Origin of the sequence: Breoghania sp. L-A4 (assembly GCF_003432385.1) — a bacterium.
GTDB lineage: Bacteria > Pseudomonadota > Alphaproteobacteria > Rhizobiales > Stappiaceae > Breoghania.
Window position 1 is genome coordinate 3,355,590 of the sequence record NZ_CP031841.1, and the last position, 21,552, is coordinate 3,377,141.

At 63.6% G+C, this 21,552-nt stretch carries 21 protein-coding genes; 11 read left to right on the forward strand and 10 right to left on the reverse strand.

Annotated elements, in window-relative coordinates; translation table 11 throughout:
* Positions 1-52: 52 nt before the first annotated feature.
* Both D1F64_RS25485 and D1F64_RS25490 read right to left on the reverse strand, forming a co-directional pair.
* Positions 53-1,357 carry a DUF6537 domain-containing protein gene (locus tag D1F64_RS25485; protein WP_346432247.1) on the reverse strand — a complete coding sequence of 435 codons (1,305 nt, stop codon included), beginning with the start codon at positions 1,355-1,357 and terminating at the stop codon, positions 53-55.
* A complete protein-coding gene (locus D1F64_RS25490; protein WP_346432248.1) occupies positions 1,354-3,558 on the reverse strand; it encodes an indolepyruvate ferredoxin oxidoreductase family protein in 2,205 nt (734 codons plus the stop codon). Before D1F64_RS25490 ends, D1F64_RS25485 begins: the two co-directional genes overlap by 4 nt.
* Before the next feature lie 167 nt (positions 3,559-3,725).
* Between D1F64_RS25490 and D1F64_RS15370 the strand changes: the two genes are divergently transcribed.
* Positions 3,726-4,205, forward strand: coding sequence for an Lrp/AsnC family transcriptional regulator (locus tag D1F64_RS15370; protein WP_117413135.1), 480 nt, complete (start codon positions 3,726-3,728; stop codon positions 4,203-4,205).
* 11 nt (positions 4,206-4,216) lie between these two features.
* On the opposite strand, the gene D1F64_RS15375 is transcribed toward D1F64_RS15370, so the two are convergent.
* On the reverse strand, positions 4,217-5,467 hold the full coding sequence (locus tag D1F64_RS15375) for an FAD-binding oxidoreductase (protein WP_117413136.1): 1,251 nt from the start codon (positions 5,465-5,467) through the stop codon (positions 4,217-4,219).
* Between the two features lie 118 nt (positions 5,468-5,585).
* On the opposite strand from D1F64_RS15375, the gene D1F64_RS15380 reads away from it, so the two are divergent.
* The 3 genes from D1F64_RS15380 to D1F64_RS15390 are packed head-to-tail and all read left to right on the forward strand — an operon-like array spanning position 5,586 to position 8,584.
* On the forward strand, positions 5,586-6,572 hold the full coding sequence (locus D1F64_RS15380) for a sodium:proton symporter (protein WP_117413137.1): 987 nt from the start codon (positions 5,586-5,588) through the stop codon (positions 6,570-6,572).
* Between the two features lie 10 nt (positions 6,573-6,582).
* Positions 6,583-7,347 (forward strand): DUF2259 domain-containing protein, encoded by a 765-nt coding sequence (locus D1F64_RS15385; protein WP_117413138.1) that lies wholly within the window; start codon positions 6,583-6,585, stop codon positions 7,345-7,347.
* A gap of 16 nt (positions 7,348-7,363) precedes the next feature.
* Positions 7,364-8,584: a crosslink repair DNA glycosylase YcaQ family protein gene (locus D1F64_RS15390; RefSeq protein ID WP_117413139.1), complete on the forward strand. Its 1,221-nt coding sequence runs from the start codon at positions 7,364-7,366 to the stop codon at positions 8,582-8,584.
* Positions 8,585-8,586: 2 nt separating this feature from the next.
* On the opposite strand, the gene D1F64_RS15395 is transcribed toward D1F64_RS15390, so the two are convergent.
* From D1F64_RS15395 to amt, 4 genes are all read right to left on the reverse strand, one after another.
* Entirely contained in the window at positions 8,587-8,874 is a 288-nt protein-coding gene (locus tag D1F64_RS15395) for a hypothetical protein (RefSeq protein ID WP_117413140.1), read from the reverse strand.
* Positions 8,858-9,682: a helix-turn-helix transcriptional regulator gene (locus D1F64_RS15400; RefSeq protein WP_117413141.1), complete on the reverse strand. Its 825-nt coding sequence runs from the start codon at positions 9,680-9,682 to the stop codon at positions 8,858-8,860. The genes D1F64_RS15395 and D1F64_RS15400 overlap by 17 nt, the downstream gene beginning before the upstream one ends.
* 39 nt (positions 9,683-9,721) lie before the next feature.
* Positions 9,722-10,072 (reverse strand): hypothetical protein, encoded by a 351-nt coding sequence (locus D1F64_RS15405; RefSeq protein ID WP_117413142.1) that lies wholly within the window; start codon positions 10,070-10,072, stop codon positions 9,722-9,724.
* Between the two features lie 224 nt (positions 10,073-10,296).
* A complete protein-coding gene (amt, locus tag D1F64_RS15410; protein WP_205470493.1) occupies positions 10,297-13,536 on the reverse strand; it encodes an ammonium transporter in 3,240 nt (1,079 codons plus the stop codon).
* 590 nt (positions 13,537-14,126) lie between these two features.
* On the opposite strand from amt, the gene D1F64_RS15415 reads away from it, so the two are divergent.
* The 4 genes from D1F64_RS15415 to D1F64_RS15430 all read left to right on the forward strand — a co-directional run bounded on the left by D1F64_RS15415 (position 14,127) and on the right by D1F64_RS15430 (position 17,665).
* The gene (locus D1F64_RS15415) at positions 14,127-14,828 is read left to right on the forward strand and encodes a hypothetical protein (RefSeq protein WP_117413144.1); all 702 of its coding nucleotides are present in this window, start codon (positions 14,127-14,129) and stop codon (positions 14,826-14,828) included.
* A 165-nt stretch (positions 14,829-14,993) separates the two neighbouring features.
* The gene (gene purB / locus D1F64_RS15420; protein WP_117413145.1) at positions 14,994-16,322 is read left to right on the forward strand and encodes an adenylosuccinate lyase; all 1,329 of its coding nucleotides are present in this window, start codon (positions 14,994-14,996) and stop codon (positions 16,320-16,322) included.
* A gap of 4 nt (positions 16,323-16,326) precedes the next feature.
* Positions 16,327-17,073 carry a metallophosphoesterase family protein gene (locus D1F64_RS15425; protein ID WP_117413146.1) on the forward strand — a complete coding sequence of 249 codons (747 nt, stop codon included), beginning with the start codon at positions 16,327-16,329 and terminating at the stop codon, positions 17,071-17,073.
* 37 nt (positions 17,074-17,110) lie between these two features.
* Positions 17,111-17,665: an alpha/beta hydrolase gene (locus D1F64_RS15430; protein WP_117413147.1), complete on the forward strand. Its 555-nt coding sequence runs from the start codon at positions 17,111-17,113 to the stop codon at positions 17,663-17,665.
* 26 nt (positions 17,666-17,691) lie between these two features.
* On the opposite strand, the gene D1F64_RS15435 is transcribed toward D1F64_RS15430, so the two are convergent.
* The 3 genes from D1F64_RS15435 to D1F64_RS15445 all read right to left on the reverse strand — a co-directional run bounded on the left by D1F64_RS15435 (position 17,692) and on the right by D1F64_RS15445 (position 19,758).
* Positions 17,692-18,378, reverse strand: coding sequence for a hypothetical protein (locus tag D1F64_RS15435; protein WP_162901594.1), 687 nt, complete (start codon positions 18,376-18,378; stop codon positions 17,692-17,694).
* Positions 18,379-18,502: 124 nt separating this feature from the next.
* Complete coding sequence (locus tag D1F64_RS15440) at positions 18,503-19,279, reverse strand: aldolase/citrate lyase family protein (protein WP_117413149.1); 777 nt, start codon at positions 19,277-19,279, stop codon at positions 18,503-18,505.
* A 158-nt stretch (positions 19,280-19,437) separates the two neighbouring features.
* Positions 19,438-19,758: a DUF1476 domain-containing protein gene (locus D1F64_RS15445; RefSeq protein WP_117413150.1), complete on the reverse strand. Its 321-nt coding sequence runs from the start codon at positions 19,756-19,758 to the stop codon at positions 19,438-19,440.
* Between the two features lie 298 nt (positions 19,759-20,056).
* Between D1F64_RS15445 and purC the strand changes: the two genes are divergently transcribed.
* The 3 genes from purC to D1F64_RS15460 all read left to right on the forward strand — a co-directional run bounded on the left by purC (position 20,057) and on the right by D1F64_RS15460 (position 21,506).
* On the forward strand, positions 20,057-20,857 hold the full coding sequence (gene purC, locus D1F64_RS15450) for a phosphoribosylaminoimidazolesuccinocarboxamide synthase (protein ID WP_117413151.1): 801 nt from the start codon (positions 20,057-20,059) through the stop codon (positions 20,855-20,857).
* A gap of 100 nt (positions 20,858-20,957) precedes the next feature.
* Positions 20,958-21,197 (forward strand): phosphoribosylformylglycinamidine synthase subunit PurS, encoded by a 240-nt coding sequence (gene purS, locus D1F64_RS15455; RefSeq protein ID WP_117413152.1) that lies wholly within the window; start codon positions 20,958-20,960, stop codon positions 21,195-21,197.
* A gap of 78 nt (positions 21,198-21,275) precedes the next feature.
* Positions 21,276-21,506, forward strand: a complete 231-nt coding sequence (locus D1F64_RS15460) for a hypothetical protein (protein WP_117413153.1) — start codon at positions 21,276-21,278, stop codon at positions 21,504-21,506.
* The last annotated feature ends 46 nt before the right edge of the window (positions 21,507-21,552 follow it).

Here is a 21,552-nt window from a genome sequence, read left to right on the forward strand (position 1 = left end):
GAAGGGCCGTCTCGAAGGATGGGCGACAGCAGGGCTCACAGCAAAAAGCCCCCTACTCCGCCGCCTCCCGGAAATGCCCATCGCTGTCGTCGTCGAGATTGGTCGCCGGACCGCCGGCGTTGAAGCGGCCAAGAAGCTGCGCGCGCTTCTCATGCGCCCTGACCATGCTCGCTTCCTTCACCGGGCCGAAACCGCGGATCATGTCCGGCACGCGGGCAAGCTCCACCAGCAAGCCATAGTTGCCCTCTTCGAGCTGGTTCAGGATCAGTGCCAGATCATCCATATAGCGCGCCAGAAGCGCGCGTTCAGCCTTGCGCTCGGCCGTGTACCCGAAGGGATCAAAGACCGTCCCGCGCAGCCTGCGCGATGCTGCCAGAAGCGCAAACGCGGAGAAGATCCACGGCCCGAACGCGCGCTTCTTCGGCCGGCCTGTGGCGGGATCGGTACGCGAGAGCAGCGGCGGCGCCAGCATCACCTTGAGCGTCTTCGGATCAGCAAAGGTCGCCAGCAGCTTCTCGCGGAACTCCGGTTCGCTGTAGAGCCGCGCGACCTCGTACTCGTCCTTCACCGCCATCAGCCTGTAGAGATTCTCGACGACCGTGCGGGTGAGCCGCATCCCGCCGACGCCACGTGCTGAATCGGCCTCCCGGACACGTTCAACCAGATCGCGATAGCGCGCCGCATATTTCGCATCATGGTAGCGGGTGAGCTCGTCCGCGAGAAAGGCGATGCGCTCATCGAGTTCCATGGGCTGCACGGTCGTCCGTCCGGGCAGCACGTCAAGCAACGCCTTGGGGTTCGCGACAAGAATGCGGCCCGCCGCCAGCGCCTTGAGATTGGCGTCGATCGCCACGCCGTTCAAATGGATCGCCGCCTCGATGGCGGAAAGCGAGAGCGGCAGGCTGCCGGCCTGGAACGCCATACCAACCAGCATCATGTTGGAATACAACGTGTCGCCGAACAGCGTTTCGGCAATGCCCGCGACATCGCGGACCTGCAGGTCCCGCGCCGCCTGCTCCAGCGTGCGGACCATTTGTGCCTCGTCGATGGACTGCGTCTGCCGAATGGCGAATTCCGCGGTCGGCGCCACCGTGCCGTTGGCGAAGGCGCGCGTGCGCTCACCGTTCATCAGCGCCAGCGCCTCCGCGCCGCACGAGACGACCATATCGCTGGCCAACAGCACGTCGAGCGCGGCCGTGGGCACACGGGGTCCCTCGATCGCCGTATCACGCGCGGCGAAGCGGATGTGCGAGGTGACGGGCCCGCCTTTCTGGGCAAGGCCGGTCATGTCGAGCGTGGAGGCGTTGACCCCGTCCACGTGCGCCGCCATGGCGAGCACCGCGGCGATCGTCGTCACCCCATACCGCCGATGCCGGCAAGCAGCATGTTGACCGGCTGATCGAGCCCGGCGATCGTGACCTCGGGCAGATGGGCCACGAGCGCGTCGAGATTCACGCCGAGGCCCTCGGCCTTGCGCAGCTGCGCGCCGTGCACCTCGACGAACGAGGGGCAGAAGCCCTTCACACAGGAGAAATCCTTGTTGCAACTGGACTGGTTGATGCGCCGCTTCTGGCCGAAATCGGTCTCCAGCGGCTCCACCGACAGGCAGCTGGACTGTACCGAACAGTCGCCGCAGCCCTCGCAGACGCGGTCGTTGATGAACACCCGCATATCTGGATCCTCATAAAGACCCTTCTTGCGGCGACGGCGCTTTTCGGCCGCGCACGTCTGGTCGTAAACGATCGCCGAGACGCCCGGGAACGTCGCCAGCTCATTCTGGATATTCATCAGTTCGTCCCGGTCATGCACCGGGACACCGGGCGCCAGATCCGTGCGGCCCTCGTACAGATGCGGCCGTTCGGACAGCACCACGATGCGCTGCACGCCCTCGGCCGCCAGTTGCCGCGTCAGCGTGGGCACGTCGAGCGGCCCGTCATGCGCCTGCCCGCCGGTCATGGCGACGGCGTCGTTGAACAGGATCTTGTAGGTGATCGGCGCCTTGGCGGCGACCGCCTGTCGGATGGCGAGAATACCGGAATGGAAATAGGTCCCGTCGCCGAGGTTTGCGAAGACATGCTTGTCGCGCGAGAACGGTGCCTGGCCGATCCACAGAACGCCCTCGCCACCCATGGCGATCTGCCCATCGGTGGAACGTCCGGAGATTTCCGTCATGACGTGGCAGCCGATGCCGGGCAGGACGCGCGCACCCTCGGGCGCCTTGGTGGAGGTGGAATGCGGACAGCCGGAGCAGAAATACGGCGTGCGCACCGTGCTCGTCGTGTGCGAGGCGGCCCACTGTGCCTGACGCGACATGGTGTCCGCCACGGCGCGCATTTCGTCGGTGACCATGTCCTGCGGCAGGAAACTCAGCAGGCTGGCGACGATTTCCGCCGCGCCCAGTTCCAGCACGTCGGAGAGGAACGATTCACCCTCAGGCGTACGTTTGCCCCAGACCGGCGGCCTGCGGTCCGATGGCCAGTTGTAGAACAGCTCCTTGATTTGCGGCTCGAGGAAGGCGCGCTTGTGCTCGACCACCAGCAGCCGGTCGATACCACGGGCAAACCGCGAGATGCCGGTGGGCTCCAGCGGCCAGGAAACCGCCACCTTGTAAATCGCCAGTCCCATCGCGCGGGCGCGGGCCTCGTCGATACCCATCAGCGCAAGCGCCTGGCGCAGGTCGCGATAGGCCTTGCCGGTGGCTACAATCCCGATACGCGGGAACTCCGCACCAAACCGGTTGCCGTCCAGAGCGTTGGCGCGGACATAGGCCTGCGCCGCCGGCACCCGTGCGTCGCGCAAGAGCCGCTCGCTCTCAAGCCGTCCGGCCAGCAGGAACTGCCGGTCGCGCGCGCCGATATCGATCCCCTCGAATCCCGAAGGTGTGCGGAACGATAGCCGCGCGTCATCGACATCGACGATGCCGGAAGCGTCCATTGTGTCCGCCAGGCAGATCATGGCGGACCACAAGCCGCAATAGCGCGACAGCGCCAAACCGTGCAGTCCGTAATCCAGCACGTCCTGGATATCGGCGGGATTGAACACCGGCATTTCCGCATGCAGGAAGAAGAACTCGCTTTGCGCCGCGATGAGGGAGGATTTCGCCAGATGATCGTCCCCGGCCAGCGCCAGCACGCCGCCGTTGGGATCGGTGCCGCTCATGTTGGCCTGTTTCAGCACGTCCCCGGCGCGGTCGACGCCCGGCGCCTTGCCGTACCAGATGCCGAAAACACCGTCGTAGTCGCTGCCCTGACCCTGCAGATTGATCTTCTGCGTGCCCCACACGGCGGTCGCGCCCAGCTCCTCGTTGACCCCGGGCTGAAACACCAGGTTGGCCGCCGCGAGGTGCTTTTTCGCGCGCAGGAGTTCCGTGTCATAGCCGGCAAGCGGCGATCCGCGATAGCCTGAGATGAAGCCCGCCGTGTTGAGCCCGGCGGCCCGGTCCAGCCGCGCGCGGTCGAGCCCCAGCCGCACGAGCGCCTGAATGCCGCTCATGTAGACCCGCCCCTTTTGGGCGAGGTACTTGTCTTCAAGCGTGACGGTTTTCACAAATGCATTCATGGGGGCATTCCTCAAAGCCTGAGCGCGCGGCACAATGCTGAAAGCGCGCCAAGGACATGGCGGTGCGCGCAACTTCGCCTCGAGAATGCTCCTGTTTCACCGCAATTTTCGTGCTAACGTGACATCTCCCATGATAAATTTTGTGAATTTCTTCCGGAAATGAGCGTATGAGTGAAAAAATCCTTCTCGATCCCACGGACATCCGCGTGCTGCAGATTCTGCAACGCGACGCCTCGCTGTCGATCGCCGAGATCGCGCGTCAGGCGGGCATGAGCCAGACCCCGTGCTGGCGGCGGATCAAGAAGCTGAAGGAAACCGGGGTCATCCGCCAGATCGCCGGCATCGTCGACCGGGAGGCGGTGGGGCTGAATTTTGTCGCCTATGCCTTCGTCAAGCTGGCGGTACCCAGCCGCGAGAACATGGAGACCTTCGACAAGCTGGTGCATCACTGGCCGGAGGTAACCATCTGCGAGCGCATCACCGGCGCCGTCGACTATTTGATCAAGGTGGTGACCGACGACATCAAGAGCTACGACACGTTCTTGCGCCTCAAATTGCTCGACGGCGCCCTGGTCTCCGACGTGCAGTCGCGCATCGTCGTGCACACCGTGAAGGATACGGTGGCACTGCCGCTACGGGAAAACTGAGGCCCGCCAGCTCAAATATCGATGAAACGCGAGGGCGAATAGGGCGCGGGATCGACGATGGTCCGGCCGCCCGTCATCATCTCCGACAGCAGGCGCCCGGTTACCGGCCCATTGGTGAAGCCCGTGTGGCCATGGCCGAGGTTAAACCACATACCATCGTGGCGCGGCGCGCGGCCGACCATCGGCAGGCTGTCGGGAAAGCACGGCCGCGACCCCATCCAGGGCGCATCCTCGACCTCCGAGGCAATGGGAAAGAGCTGCCGCGCCAACGGCTTGGTCCGCCGAATCTGCACGGGCGTGGGGTCCGCGTCGCGGTCGGCGAATTCGATGCCCGTCGTCAGGCGGATGCCGCGCTCCATCGGCGTCAGCACGAAACCGTTGTCGATGTCGACGATCGGCCGGTTCAGACTGGCGTTGCCTTGCGCTGTGTAGTGGATGTGATAACCGCGCTTCACCGCCAGCGGCAGCGCGTAGCCATAAAGCCGCAGCAGATCCATCGACCATGGCCCCAGAGCCACCACCACATCCCTGGCCGCCACCTCGCCCGTCGTGGTCTCCACCACCCAGTCCTCGCCCTCGCGGCGCAGGCTGAGCGCATTGCCGCGCAATATGTCCCCGCCCATCAGCTTGAACGTCTCGGCATAGGCCTTGGTGACACCGCCCGGACTGGAGACGGATCTGGAATCCTTCCAGTAGACCGCCTTGTGGCACACGGGACGCAGATGCGGCTCCAGCGCGTTCAGGTCTCCAGGCTCGAGAATGTCGTAGCCGGCGCCGAAAATCCGAGCGTAGTGCAAATCGCGCTCGATATCGGCAAAGCCGGCCTTGCTGCGGTAGAGGTGGATCCAGCCGGTATCGCGAAAGAATCGCTCCGCCGGCGTCGAATGCGCCAGCGCCCAGTGCTCCGCCGCCGCATGCCGCTCAAGCTGATCGATGGCGCGGGCAAACCGGTCGACGGCAACATTGGTGGAGTGCTCGCGGAACTTCCACAGCCATGGCAGCAGGCCACGCAGAAAGCTCGGGTGATAGTGCGCCTGCGGACTGCGGTTCAGCGCATAGGTGAGCAACGCGCGGAAACTGTCGGGAAAGGTGATCGGCACGAACCCGTCGCGCTCGATGACGCCGGCATTGCCGTGGGACGTCTCCTCGCCCGGCGCGCGCCGATCGACCAGGGCGACCGAACGCCCCCGCTTGAGCAGGTGAAACGCCGAGGAAACCCCGGCGATACCGGCTCCCAACACGATCGCATCCACGCGCTGCACTTGGAGTTTCCTTTTCGCCACCGACAAACGTGTCAATACTCAGCCAGATCACGTCCAGGACGAAACTTCCAGCGTTTGGGGAAAGTACCGCATGATCAATAAGTTGGCTAGCCGTGCCATGAGCGAATCGGGGCGCGGCTTGCGATGGCTCGGCGACTGCGGCGTGCGCGCCGTAGCGGCAAGCGCGGTGCTGGGGCTGTTGCTGCCGGGCCTCTCTTCCGTTCTGCGGCCGATGATCGGAGTGGCCATCTTCATGCTTCTGGTGCTGGCCTTCCTGCGCGTCGATCCGCAGGCGGTGATCGCCCGCGTCCGCAAGCCCACGCTTGTGCTGGTCTCCGCCGTGTGGATCATGCTCGCGGTGCCGCTGTTCGCCGCTCTCCTGATGCATGCAACCGGCCTGAACGCGCGGAGCCCGGGCCTGATGCTGGCGGTGTTCATCGTCACCGCCGCGCCGCCGGTCATGTCCGCGCCGGCCTTTGCCGCCCTGATGGGACTGGACGGCGCGCTAAGTCTCACCGTGCTGATCGCCGCGACCGCGCTTACACCGCTGACGGCGCCGCTGATCGCCGGCGTCATGCTGGATGCGGCCCTGCCGATTTCCGCGCTGTCGCTGGCTCTGCGGCTGGTGGCGCTGCTGGCCGGCTCCATGGCGCTGTCATGGGTGATCCGGCGGCTGGCCACCCCGGCGCGGCTGGTCGTGCGCCGGCGCGAGATCGACGGGTTGAACGTGATTCTGCTGTTTGGTTTCATCATCGCCGCCATGGACGGCGTCGCCAGCCGATTCCTGATCGACCCCTTGCTTGTGCTGGGCATCGCGGCCCTGAGCTTCGGCGTCGCATTCACACAGATCGCCCTGACCATGCTGGCACTGCCAAAGGCCGCCAGCTCAGACGCCTTTGTCGTGGCGCATGCGGCGGGAAACCGCAACATGGGGCTGATGGTGGCGGCCCTGGGCGGATCGCTCCCCGACCTCGCCTGGCTCTATTTCGCCCTCGGTCAACTGCCCATCTACCTGTTGCCCTTGATGCTCAAGCCGCTCGCGGCAAGAATGCTCCCCCCGCTCCGCAACACCGCAACCGGAGACAAGGGCGGGACCAGACCATGAGGCCGCAGCAATGATCCATCGTATGCATCACACCATCATCCACGTGATAGCAGCACTTTGTGCGCTGGCCGCCCTGTCGATGCCTGCGCACGCGGCCGATGCCGCGGCCCGCGAGATCATCGGCTTCTCGCCCGACGGCGCCTATTTCGCATTTGAGCAATTCGGCGTGCAGGACGGCTCCGGCTTCCCCTATTCGGACATCTTCGTGCTGGAGACCGCGACCGACACCTGGGTGCGGGGCACCCCGGCACATGCCGTGCTGCGCGACGAAGCCGCCACACTGGAGGCGGTACGCGCTGAGGCCCGGCGCGAGGCGCGTCCGATTCTGACGCGTCTTCGGATCAGCTCCCAGCACGGCAGGGAGCTGGTTTCGGACAATGCGGACAATGCGCGCGACGCGGCCCGCTTCCTGCCATTTTTTCTGGCCGGCGACGGCCCCGCCCAAGACCCCGTGCGACTGCGGCTCAGCGAGATCGCCATGAGCCGAGACGACTGCGCCGCGCTGGGCGTCGTCAACCGCGGCTTTGCGCTTGTGCTGGAGGACGAGTCCGGGCAACCGTTGCGCATCCTGCAGGAGGACACCGAGATCCCCGCCTCCCGCGGCTGCCCGGTGCACTATGGCATCTCCGACGTGCTGGCATTCCCGCGCCCAGGCATTGGGCCGGTGCTGGTGGTCCTCGTCTCCGTCTACCGGTTCGGCTTCGAGGGTCTCGACCGACGGTACATCGCCATTGCCAGCACCTTTGACAATTTTTCAAACCCGTCCGACCAATAGATCAGTTCCGGCCCGCATGACTCTTCGCATCTCCAACGCCGACGCCCGCCGCCTGTTTCTGCATGGCCAGCGCCTGTCCCGCGATCCGCGCGCGCGGCTCGATGCCGCCGGGCTGCAGGCGCTGATCGAGGATCTCGGCTTTGTGCAGCTCGACAGCATCAACACGGTGGAACGCGCCCACCACCAGATCCTGTTCTCGCGTTCGCAGTCCTACCGGCCCGACGATCTGAAGCATCTACACGAAACGGAGGCGACCCTGTTCGAGAACTGGACCCACGACGCCTCGATCATCCCGTCGAAATATTTTCCCTACTGGCGGCACCGGTTTGCGCGCGAGCAGGAGCGATTGCGCGAGCGCTGGCAGAAATGGCGCCGCGACGGGTTCGCGGAACTGATCGGTACGGTGCGCGCCCATGTGGAGGCCAATGGCCCGACAATGGCGCGGGACCTCGGCCTGGACGAGGCCACGGGCGGCACCGGCGCACCCAAGAAGGGCGGCGACGGCTGGTGGGATTGGCATCCGTCGAAGACGGCGCTGGAATACCTGTGGCGCACCGGAGAAGTCTCCGTCATCCGGCGGGAGGGATTTCAGAAGGTCTATGATCTGTCCGCCCGCGCCATCCCGCCCGAGCATCACGACCACAGCGTCACGGAAGAGGCGTTCGTTGACTGGGCCTGCCACAGCGCGCTGGACCGGCTCGGCTTCGCGACGCCCACTGAGATCACTGCCTTCTGGGAAGCGCTGCCGCTGGAGACCGTCAAGGACTGGTGCGCCCGCAACCATGGCGAAACGCTGGTCGAGGTCGAAATCGAGGGCGCCGGCGGCGACACGCGCCCCGCCCTCGCCTTCCCGGACATCGAACAGAGGCTGGCCGCCGCCCCGCCTCCACCCAGACGCCTGCGCGTCCTGAGCCCGTTCGACCCCGCGATTCGCGACCGTAACCGTACCGAACGGCTGTTTGGCTACCGCTACCGCATCGAGGTGTTTGTGCCCGAGGCCAGGCGGGAGTTCGGCTATTACGTCTTCCCGCTGCTGGAGGGCGACAGGCTGGTCGGCCGCATCGACATGAAGCACCACCGCAAGCAAGGCGAGTTGCGCGTCAAGGGCCTTTGGTGGGAGCGTTGCGTGCGCGCCTCAAAGGCCCGCGAAGAGGCCCTTCTGGCCGAACTCGAGCGCATTCGCCGCTTCACCGGCGCCGCCGAGATCACCTTCGAGAACGGCTGGCGGCGCTCGTAAGCCTAGCTGCAAGCCCCGAACCATTGCGCGGTGCAGGCGAGATCGAGAAAGAAACCGGTCACGGCAGCGGCAATGCCCAGCACCGAGGCCAGAACGTACCACCGGCCGAACCGCACGCTGTCAAGCGCGCGCATGCGACCGGCGATCCCCTTGCCGATCTTCGACAGCGCGTCCCGGTGCTCCCCGGACACGAATCGATCCGCCCCCTGACTGCGCAACAGCGCGTGCAAGGCGGGGATGGCGAGCAGGAGTGCCGCCGCGAAGTTCAGAACTTTACTCGTCAGCAGCATTGTCCGGCTCCCCGAAATCGAGGCCAAGATCCAGAGCCCACAACAGTCGCGCCACCAGATCGAGAGAAGGCCCCCGCTCACCAAGACCGCGCTCGACCAGCGATAGCTGCGACACGGTCGTCGCCGCCTTGCCCGCCAGTTGCTTCAACGTCATGCCGCGCGCCTCGCGCTGAGCGCGCAGCCATGCGCCGAACGCCAGGACCGCGCGCTGCGCGTGATAGCCGCGCCGGGCATCATCCGACCTGGCGACGGACGCGCGCACCCGCTGCAGTCCATCCTGTTCCCCGGTCCCGGGCAGTTCCGGCTCCAGCGGACGGACCCGCGGCCACTTGCGCGTCTCACCAGGCGCGGCCTCGTCTCGTCCCGTCTCCAGCAGCTTCAGGATGTGAGATACCTTGGCGTCGAGGTGCTGGGCGAAATCGTCAACCGACCGTTCAGCCGTCGCACTCTGCGCGCCTTCCTCGGGGTCGACCACGACAAGAAAATTCTCGTCGCCAGGCATTGCCTCGGGGTCGAGAAACACCCGCGGCTTGAATCCAGACCACACGGGCGCCCCCAGGACATCGCGCCCGCGCAGATCCGCCGCTTGACTCTCGGAAAGGATCGGATCGAGCGTCAGATGCGCAACCCCCTCCCGAACCTCGAAACCAACCGGCTCGTCTGCAGCCCTGCTCAAGCCCGGCGCACTCAGGCTTTCCAGGTTTCCGACGCGCACCTGCAAATCCGGTCCGCCGCCGATCGGATGAATAACCGCGGTTGCGGAAATCAGATCAATGTATTTGACGAAGCCAAGAGCCTGTTCCGACATGACGTGGACCTGCTTGATTCGAGAACCGCACCAACCGGTTCATAGGCAAATGAATCTGACGATCGTTGTTTCGCTGGCGCCGACATCGAGGAGAACGGCGAGTTTCCGCTCATGCTGAACCGTGTACCGCCGGACCGGCTGCCCGCCGGCTTCGAAGGGGCCGGCGAAACTGACGGCGATGCCGGGGTGCTTTGCATCGACGCCGAACCGAAGAGGTCTTTCGACCAGAGCCTCCAGATGCGCCAACGGCCGGCCCCGAAGACTCTCGAGAAAAGCGTACAAACGCCCCAGCGACGCTCCACACCCACTCGATGCCGCATCGATCGACGTTTCACAGTCCTCACTGACCGTCTCGGCGTACCATATCCGAACCTTGTCCCAGTCCGTCACGAAACGCTCCTCAAATTTATTCTTTAGGATAAAATTTTCAAGTCAATTCATTCAAAAAGATAAACCTATCTCCCCGCTCCCACTGAAGGCCACAGGCGTTGACGGCTTTCCAGATCGCCCATGAGGTGCACTCAACATCCTGCCGACAGCGCTGCGGAAACGCAATATTGACGGAGTGTCCCTCGGCCCCTTCGATGGCAAGCACCCACGTAGCGCGCATGGCACTACGCCCGCTCGGTGGCGCGTGCCGGGGCCTTGCCGGCCGCATCGCGCATGCGCTCCGCCATGCCCTCGAGGCTGACGACCCCGTCGGCAGCCGCATGGGCCGTCTCCAGAGTCTCGCGCACCTCTGCCGGCACCTCGCGCAACAGTTCGGCCAGCGGCACCGGTTTGCCGACAAGGAAACCCTGGATCTCGTCGCAGCCCTCGCGCACCAGCATGTCGAGCTGGTTCACGGTTTCCACGCCCTCGGCGACAATGTCCATGCCGAGCGCGTTGCCCAGGCGCAGGATCGTCTCGACGATGGCGCAGGCACTGGCACTCGACGGCATCGAGGACACAAACGAGCGATCGATCTTGATGACATCGAAGGGGAAACGGCTGAGATAGCTGAGCGAGGAATAACCGGTCCCGAAGTCGTCGAGCGCAATGCGCACGTTTAATTTCTTCAGTGCCTTCAAAACGCCGAACGCGCGCTGGTCGTCATCAAACACCACGCTCTCGGTGATCTCGATCTCGAGCTGCTCGGCGGGCAGGCCTGAACGCGCAAGCGCGGTCTCCACCGCCTCGACGAATCCCTTGTCGCGGAATTGCAGGGGACTGACGTTGACGCTCACGCGCTTGCCGCCGAACTCCGACAGCGCGATCCGGCAGGCGTTCTCCATCACCCACTTGCCGATCGGCACGATCTGACCGGATTGCTCGGCGACGGGGATGAAGTCCGTGGGGCTGACGGTGCCGCGGGTGGGATGATGCCAGCGGATAAGTGCCTCATAGCCGAGGATCTCGGCGGTCGCGGCGCCCAGGCGCGGCTGGAAGTAAATCTCGAACTCGTCGCGCTCAATCGCCATCGTGAGATCGGCTTCCAGGTGCCGGCGGATCTTCACCGCGGCATCCATCCCCTCCTCGAACACGCAATAGGTGCCGCGGCCGAGGCTTTTGGCCTTGTATAGCGCCGTGTCGGCGCGCGAGATGAGCGTGCCGATGCCCGTGCCGTTGAGCGGGCAGATGGCGATGCCGATGCTGGCGGCGTTGCGCACCACGAGGCCGCCGCCGCAGTCAATCGGCTGGGCGATCAGGAACAGCAGCCGGTGCGCCAGATCCGCCGCCTGGTTGGCGAAGCCGATTTCCGACTGGATGATCGCGAATTCATCGCCGCCCAGACGCGCCACCGTGTCCGTCGGCCGCACCGCCTGGCGCAGCCGCCGCGCGGTCTCCCGGATGACCTGATCGCCGACCGGATGGCCATGCAGATCGTTGATGTCCTTGAAGCGATCCAGATCGATGAGCAGCACGCCGGTCATCGCCCCCTGGGCATCCTGGCGCCGCACGGCGGCCTCGAGCTGATCGGTGAACACGGCGCGGTTGGGCAGATCCGTAAGCGGGTCGTGCTGGGCGAGGTGGCGGATCTTCTGCTCCGCCTTCTTGCGATCGCGCAGGTCGACGACGGCGGAGACCATGGTGCGCTTTCCGCGATAGACAATCTGGCGGCTGCGTACCTCGACGGGAATGACGGTTCCATCGACGTGAATGACGCGCAACTCATAGGGTTTGCTGTCCTTGAGCCGCGAGCGCTTGCGCACCAGGTCATGGTCCTGAGGATCGACGAGATCCAGCACCTTGCGGCCCTTGAGATGGTCGATCGGTATGCCGAGCAGTTCCTCGAGCGCGGCGTTTCCGTCCGCGACAATGCCGCCAATCGAGATGGTGATTGCCTCGAAGGTGGAATTGGCGAGCGCGGACAGCCGTTCCGCCTCTTCCTCCGAGCGCTGCTTCTCGGTCTCGAAGTTGCGCGCGAGTTCCTCGTTCTGGATCGAATCCATCAACCGGTTGAACAGTCCCGACAGCCGCTCGGCCTCATCCCCCTGGGTGACTGGAAGCCGCAACGAAAGATCCGTCTCCCCGTTGATCAGGGCGCTGTAGGCATCCTCGACGTGGCCGATGCCCAGGCGGGTACCGTGTTCGGTTTCATTCAGACCGCGCTCCTCGTCCTCCGCGCTGACCCGGATCGGCATGACGGACCGGAGCAGGACGAAAAACAGGTAGCTGACGCCGAACGCCCAGACGAAATTCACGCCCGAACCGAGAGCCTGGACGCCGAGCTGGTCAAGACGGGCGCCGGTCGGCAGATGCTCGAGCGGCGCGAACAGCGCCACCGACAGCGTGCCCACCACGCCCGCCACGCCGTGCACACCGACCGCGCCCACGGCGTCGTCGATCTTGAACCGCGCTTCCAGGATGGTGTTGCTGTAGACAGCGGCGAGCCCGCCCAGCGCACCGACCAGCATCGCGCCCTGCGACCCCAGCGCCATGCAGCCGGCGGTGACCGCCACAAGCCCGCCCAGCATGCCGGAAATCGCCTTTTCCGGCAGGAAGATGCCGTCCTGCCGCCAGCCGACGAGGAAACCGGCCGTGCCGCCCGTCGCCGCGGCCAGCACCGTGTTGGCGACGATATGGGCGATGTCGGGCACCGCGGCGATGGTCGAGCCGCCGTTGAAGCCGATCCAGCCGACGAAGATGAAGAACGCGCCCGCGGTAGCCAGCACGGGGCTGTGACCCTGAATACGCACCGGCCGACCAGCGGCGTCGAAGCGGCCCTTGCGCGCGCCCACCACGATGCAGGCGGCCAGCGCGATCCAGGCGCCGGTGCCGTGCACCACGGTCGAGCCGGCGAAATCGACAAAGCCCATGTTGCCGAGGAAGGCGGAAGAGTTTTCGACCAGAGCCGCGCCCCAGGCCCAGTGCACGAAGACCGGATAGACAAGACCCGCGATCAGCAGCGAACACAGCAGATAGGCGATCAGCGGCATGCGCTCGGCGACGGCGCCGGAAACGATCGTCGCCGCCGTGCCGCAGAACATCACCTGGAAGACGAAGAAGGCCAGCCCCCAGCTCTCGACCTCGCGCAGCATGAAGAACTTCGAATCAACGCCGATCCAGAAGCCGTTGCCCGCGCCAAACGAGATCATGAAACCGACGCAGGCGAAGGCGAGCACCGAGAAGGTGAAGTCCAGCATGTTCTTCTGGGCGACGTTGACGGAGTTCTTGGATCGCACCATGCCGGCTTCGAGCAGCATGAAGCCGACCTGCATCAGCAACACCAGCGCCGCGGCAATCAGGATCCAGACGTAGTCGAGCCGCTGTTGCGCGACCTTCAATGCGTCATGGATCTCCGCCAGTCCAACGTCCGACGGATCGGAGGCAACAGCCGGTGCGACGGCAACAAGGCCGATCGAAAAACTCAACGCTGCAACAGCAGCAAGGTGACGCCAACATGCGCTCATCAGGATCCCCGCATACCTGATCTGTTCTGAATTTGATGGTGTCAGTTTTCGGGAGGTACCGTTAAAATTGAAATAATTTTCAGAATAGTCGACTCAAGAATATGAAGAAACGCCCGGGATACAGCGAGGAAATTATTGACGACTTATTAAGTCGAGTAAAATTGCCTCGCAAACGCGCTCATTGCTTAAAAAGCAATCAAATCACGGTTCATGTAAAAAATCAGCACTCACGGCTCACGCGATCGAGGAAAACTGATCAAAGCCAACGACCAACGTTCCGAACGCAGCGCTTTCGGGTTGCAATCGACATGACATCGTTTCTGCATTGATGCTTTGACATCTGACGTGCCGAGGCATGCCAATGCCGGCAACCACGCCCACGGACAAAGCACCCGTCAGGCGAGACACTGAAACCCGCTTGCGACAGATGACGGAATGACACGTTGACCGCCTGACAAACCCACGGGCATTATTGACAAAACTGACATCACCGCATCAGGTGACGCCACGCGTCCCGTAATTGCTCCATTTCCCTCCAAAAGAAGTGTTTGATGATGAAACAAGGTTTCGCGGTGTGCATGTTCATGACGCTTCTCGCAGGATGCGCATCCGCACTTTATCCTGATGGTCCCGGTTCGGTTGATGTGAACCACGTCAACGTCCGGGACGTTTACATCGTCAAATTTTTCAGCGGCGAGAACATTTTGTACCCAGAAGAATTTTGCCCTGTTTCGTCCGAAGGCGTGTTCGACTCCTGCCCCGCGTCGAAAAGCATCAAGTTCGATATCGTGCCGCCTGCAACAGTCTCCGATGCCATCACGGCACAAAGCACCCTGGCGGTTTCAGGCACACAGGACATGCGCCTGATCTTCAAACGAAGCGAAGCCCGAGATGACAATATCTACGCATACTCCCATGGCCTGCGAAATATCGGGAACCTCAACAAGACCATTTTCCGTGCAGGTGACTACACCTACATAACTCGTTTCAAACCGGGCTACGTGGTCGTACTTCCGCCAACCTCTGACGAAGAATTATGGATAGAACGAGCAAGGGAAACGTTGTCTGGCGCGCTTGGAAACTCCGTAAATCAGTTCACATTCGTCGCCGCGAAACGGACCGGGACCATCTGCAACGACCATCCGAGCCGAAGGTTGCAGGTTGGCGCCGCGTCCATCAAAGAATTCACCTGCACTTTGAACAATCCTGACGACATGAAGGCGCTGGACGAGACTACCAGCGGCGGCACCTGAACCCCCGAGTCGGACAGTATAGAACGAGACGGCGGAACCAGCATTGTGGCTGCCTCCGGCCGTAGCCGACCATATGCCGCATAGAAGCGGTCGGCGCCAATTGTGATCACGGGCGTTTCCTGCTAGATGCGGGCGCAAATCCTCCCACCGCATAAAGGCCGCGCCATGATCCCGCGCTATTCCCGCTCCGAGATGACCGACATCTGGTCCCCGGAATCGAAATTCCGTATCTGGTTCGAGATCGAGGCGCATGCCTGCGACGCGCTCGCGGAACTCGGCGTCATCCCCAAGGAAGCGGCGAAGACGATCTGGGAAAAGGGCGGTGCGGCCACCTTCGACATCGACCGCATCGACGCGATCGAGCGCGAGACCAGGCACGACGTCATCGCCTTCCTGACCCATCTGGCGGAAATCGTCGGCCCCGACGCGCGCTTCGTGCACCAGGGCATGACCTCGTCGGACGTGCTGGACACCTGCCTCAACGTGCAACTGGTCAAGGCCGCCGACCTGCTGCTGGCCGACATGGACGCGCTGCTGGCCGCCATCAAGCGCCGGGCGTTCGAGCACAAGGACACGGTGACCATCGGCCGCTCGCACGGCATCCACGCCGAGCCGGTGACCTTCGGCCTGAAGCTGGCCCAGGCCTATGCCGAGTTCGAGCGCAACCGCGCCCGTCTGGTGGCTGCGCGCGCGGAAGTCGCCACCTGCGCGATCTCCGGCGCCGTCGGCACCTTCGCCAACATCGACCCCCGCGTCGAGGAGCATGTCGCAAAGGCCATGGGCCTGACGGCGGAGCCCGTCTCCACGCAGGTTATCCCGCGCGACCGCCACGCCATGTTCTTCGCAACGCTGGCCGTCGTGGCGTCTTCGGTGGAGCGCCTGGCGACCGAAGTCCGGCACCTGCAGCGCACGGAAGTGCTCGAAGCGGAGGAATATTTCGCGCCGGGCCAGAAGGGTTCCTCCGCAATGCCGCACAAGCGCAACCCGGTGCTGACGGAAAACCTCACCGGGCTGGCGCGCATGGTCCGCTCCTTCGCCCTGCCCGCCATGGAGAACGTGGCGCTGTGGCACGAGCGCGATATCTCCCATTCCTCCGTCGAGCGGATGATCGGGCCGGACGCGACCGTGACGCTCGACTTCGCTCTGGTGCGGCTGACCGGCGTCATCGACAAGCTGCTGGTCTATCCCGAGCGCATGCTGGGCAACATGAACCGCCTCGGCGGACTGGTGCATTCCCAACGCATCCTGCTGGCGCTGACCCAGGCAGGCGCGCAGCGCGAGGACGCCTATCGCCTCGTGCAGCGCAACGCCATGAAGGTCTGGGACAGCTACCAGGTTGCCGGCTCCGCCTCGGTCGACTTCCTAGAGCAGCTTCTGGCCGATGCCGACGTGCGCAAGTACCTCTCCGAGGAACAGATCCGCGAGCGCTTCGACCTTGGCTATCACACCAAGAACGTCGACGTGATCTTCAAGCGGGTTTTTGGCGAAAGTTGAGCGGATGAAACTGGCGGTCGTCGCGGATATCCATGGCAATGTGCTGGCGCTTGAGGCGGTCCTCGCCGACCTCAAGCGCGAGGCACCCGATGCCGTGGTCAATCTCGGCGACTGCGTCTCGGGTCCGTTGTGGCCGGAGCAAACCGCCGCGATCCTTCGCGAGACGAACTGGCCAACCGTGCGGGGCAATCACGACCGAGTCGTCGCGGCGGGCACCATCCCGCCCAGCAACCGCACGGACAGCTTCACAATCGAGCGCCTGTCTGCGGAAAGCCGCTCATGGCTTCAGGATCTGCCGCCGGTCATCCGTTGGACGCAGGACATGCTTCTGTGCCACGGCACCCCTGACGATGATCTGACCTATCTGTGCGAGACGATTTCCGGCGACGGCATGCAGCTTGCCGAAGAGGCCGCCATCGAGGAGCGGCTCGGCACCGAGCGCGCGCCGATCGTCTGTTGCGGACACACCCACATTGCGCGCCTGATCACCCTGTCCGCCACAGACCAGACCATCCTCAATCCCGGAAGCATTGGATTGCCGGGCTACAGCGATGGCACGCCCAGCGCGCACAAGGCGGAAGCCGGCAGCCCGCACGCTCGCTACGCGACGATGGAACGGCGGAGGGACGGTTGGCGGATCGACCTGAAGACTGTCCAATACGATTGGGACAAGGCCGCTGCGGAAGCCTCCAGGAACGGCCGCCCGGATTGGGCGCGCCCGTTGCGAACGGGATTTTACGGCCCGCTTTAAACCGCAATCAGCATCCAACGCAAAAGACACGTCGATCATGAAAATAGCCCACTCCGAAATTCTGATCGTTCCGGGCCTCGGCAATTCCGGACCCGACCACTGGCAGACGCGCTGGGAGACGAAACTGTCGACCGCGAAGCGCGTGGAGATGGGAAACTGGGACCGGCCGCACCGCGAACAGTGGACCGAAAGACTGGTGACCGCCGTCAATGCGGCGCAGCGGCCGGTGGTGCTCGTCGGGCATTCGCTCGGCGTGGTCACGATCGCCCATGCGGCCCCGAAATTCGACCGTGGCAAGGTGGCCGGCGCCTATTGCGTGGCCCTGCCCGACATCGAGGACGCCAGCCGCGTTCCCGCGCCAACGCCCGGCTTCGGCCCGATCCCGCGCGAAAAACTGCCCTTCGCGTGCACGCTGGTGGCCAGCCAGACCGATCCCTATTGCCCGTATCCCAAGGCGGAACGGATTGCCGCGGAGTGGGGCGCCCATTTCGAGAGTGCGGGCGACTGCGGCCATATCAACGCCGACAGCGGCCAAGGCCCCTGGCCCGAAGGCCTGTTGTCGTTTGCGAAGTTCATGACGCGGCTGGGATAGGCGGCGCACCGGACCGACCGCGAACATCAGGACGCCTTGCCAAGATCCTCGAGCAGATGTTCGATTGGAGACTTGCCGTTGGTCCGATAGGGTTTGACGAACGGAAGGCAACTCGGCACATAGGGCTTCACCGCCTGGTCCGGCAGGGGCTTCACCGATCCTTGCGATGCCGCCAGGCCGAAGGCGTCTCCCTGGACGCTGTCGACATCGAAGTACTGGGCCTTTTTGAAGGGACCGCATTCGAAGCCGGCACCTTCGTGCCCCGTCTGCGGATTATGGGTATTCTTCCCATAGGCAAAACAGGCTTCTGTGGATTTCTCCTGACGCTCGACCTTCCAGCGCCCATGCAAGATGCGCTCGTTTCCCGGATACCAGAGATGGGCCGTGCCGTCCGCAGCGGTATATTCGATTTGCGTGCCGTGTCGATTGAAGTCGTAGGACACAATGGTTCGATCAGCCATGTAGGCTTCCGCATCGGCCGATTTGATCTGCGACACCCCTAAGAACCGGTCGGAGCCCGAATAGGCGAGAGCGGTTTCTTCCGCGCTGCGATCGGTGCAATCAAGCATGTCTTGGGTGTTGTTTCTTGCGGCCTGCGCGAGCTTGTCGAACATAACCCTGTCTTTCTCGCGCATGTGCGTCGCACAAGATGCAAGCAAGACGCCACCGACCAGCGCCGCGAGAACAGCGCCGCCCGATTTAATTGAGTTCATATTCCCCGCCCCCAAATACCCAATGCAACGCGTGCCTGCCTGTGCAGTCCAATAGAAACTAGACGCAGCGGCAAACTATGTACAAGAGCGCCGGGAGAGAAAGACGGAGAACCAAGGGCGGATGTCAGACCGCGACGCTGCCCAGCATCGCGCTTGCGCCGGTCTTCAACACCACCGTGTCGACGCCATAGGCGATAAATGTGTAGCCCATCGCCCTGGCCGCCTTCACGTCCTCGGCGGTGTTGCAGAACGTGCCGGCGATCTTGCCGGCTTTCTTCGCTGCCTCGCAGATCCGCCGGCCGGCGTCCTGGGTCTCCGCGCCGCTGGGATCGATCTTCGCGCCCTGAGACAGCGCGATGGAGAGATCGCCCGGGCCGACAAACACGCCGTCCAGACCCTTGACCGCCAGAATGTCGTCGAGGGCGTCCAGCCCGGCGCGCGTCTCGATCATGCCCAGAGACAGCGTCTCGGCGTCCGCGCTCATCAGATAGGCCTGCGGCTCCTCCATGCCGCTGAGTTCCATGGCGCGCATGGGACCCCAGCTGCGCCCGCCGGTGGGCGGATATTTCGTGAAGCCGGCGAAGCGCTCGGCGTCCGCGACCGAATTGATCATCGGTGCGATCACCGCCTGAACGCCGAGATCAAGCATGCGGCTGGCGGTGGCGAAATCGTCCACGGGAATGCGGCCCACCGGATGACCACCAGCCAGCACAACGCCGCCAATGGCGTCCCGCACCGAGCCGAGGTCGTGCTGGCCGTGCTGCATGTCCAGCACCACCGCCTCGTAGCCACAGCGCACCATCGCCTCGGCAAGGGCGGGACTGGGAAGGATCGACCAGCCGGTGATCACGGTTTCGCCGGCACGCAACCGGTCCGCCAGCGTTTTTTCAGGCTCGACCATTCTCAATCCCCGACCCTCGTTTGTTTTCGCCACGACAAGGTGACCGGAACCCGTCCGTCACCTCGCATATCGCCGCCGCCGATTGTCCACAGCACCTGCAGATCAGCCAGAATGCCTTTTCAGAGGATTCAGGAGCGGCACGCCGGGCCACGCCGGCGTCAGTCTTTTTCGACCTGAGCGACCGCGGTGCCCATCAGCTCTTCCATGGTGCGGCGAATCTGGTGATCCGACTGCTCGACGCCGCCCGCATCGAAATCAGCGCGGATCTTGCGAAAGACATCCTCTTCGCCCGGCTCTTCGAAATCGGCGCGCACGACGTCGCGCGCATAGGCATCCGCGTCCTCGCCGGTCTTGCCAAGCTTTTCGGCCGCCCACAGACCCAGGAGCTTGTTGCGCCGCGCGGTCGCCTTGAAGCGCAATTCCTCGTCGTGCGCGAATTTTTTCTCGTAAGCGTCCTCGCGCTTGTCGAACGTGGTCATCTATTGTCTCCTGAATGTACCTTTGGTTAGCAAGACCTGCCGTCTCCATATAGGCAGCCGACACGCCGAAACCATGAGATGTATCATGGCCCTTGCATATCCCCCCGCGAACGCCAAATCAACGGTACCAGACACCGCCGCAGACTGGATGCGCAATCCAGACAATTGCGGTACACACTCGATTGTGCTTTGCACCGTGATCGGCTAGTGTCGCGCCTCGCTACGGGAGGGCCCTGCCGATTCTGCAGACTGTGCACAAACCGTGTACCGCGCGCGCCACCGGAGCCTCCCTGCATCCATGGATTTCCTCGACAGACCACGGTACGTACCCATGAATCGCCGCCGGCGCATTTACGAAGGCAAGGCCAAGATCCTCTACGAGGGGCCTGAGCCAGGAACTCTGATCCAGCATTTCAAGGACGATGCCACGGCCTTCAATGCAAAGAAACACGAGATCATCGATGGCAAGGGCGTGCTCAACAACCGCATCTCCGAGCACATCTTTTCCAATCTGAACGCGATCGGGATCCCGACCCATTTCATCCGCCGGCTGAACATGCGCGAGCAGCTCATCCGCGAGGTGGAGATCATCCCGCTTGAGGTCGTGGTGCGCAACGTCGCCGCGGGCTCGCTGGCCAAGCGCCTGGGTCTGGATGAAGGCACCCAGCTGCCGCGCTCCATCATCGAATTCTACTACAAGAACGACGAGTTGGACGACCCGATGGTCGCCGAAGAGCACATCACCGCGTTCGGCTGGGCGACACCGCAGGAAATCGACGACATCATGGCGCTGGCCATTCGCGTCAACGACTTCCTCTCCGGTCTGTTCCTGGGCGTCGGCATCCGGCTTGTCGATTTCAAGATCGAATGCGGGCGTCTGTGGGAAGGCGAGATGATGCGCATCGTCGTCGCCGACGAGATTTCCCCCGACAGCTGCCGTCTGTGGGACGTCAAGACCGACGACAAGATGGACAAGGACCGCTTCCGCCGCGACCTCGGCGGGATGCTGGAAGCCTACCAGGAAGTCGCACGCCGTCTCGGCATCCTCAACGACAACGAGGAACGCCCGCACGGCTCCGGCCCGGTGCTGGTTCAGTAAGACGATCCCGCACCCGCGGCCTCCCGCCGCGGGTGCTGCCATTCGCCATTTTGGCGACCCATCGTTCAAGCGAACTCCCAATCAAGAGATACAAGATCCCATGAAGGCACGTGTGACCGTCACCTTGAAGAACGGCGTGCTTGACCCGCAGGGCAAGGCAATCGAAGGCGCGCTGCATGCGCTCGACTTCGGCGGCGTTGGCGGCGTGCGTCAGGGCAAGGTGTTTGACATCGAGCTCGAAGGAACCGACACGGCCAAGGCCCGGACGGATCTCCAAGCCATGTGCGAGAAGCTGCTCGCTAACACGGTCATCGAGAATTACGCGATCGAATTGATGTAGCCAAAACCGGCGAATTGGCCGGAACGGCGTTTCGTGTAAACTGAGCCGAACCGAACGTGCGCACCTGGAGCACCTTCAATGGTCGAGGTTTCCAACGAGCTGATCTACGAGATCCTGAAATCCGTGCAACAGCGGCTGGACACGATGGATCGCAAGCTGGACGAGGTGAAAACGGAACTCCAATCCGTCCGTGGACATATGCTTGCCATGCAGACTGACATCCACAACATCTATTCAATCCTCGAACGCCACGACGAGCGTCTGGACAGGATCGAACGGCGCCTCGAACTGACGGACACAGTGCAGTGAATGGCGCTTCACGCGCCGCAATGTCCTTCCTCATCTGAAGCAGCAA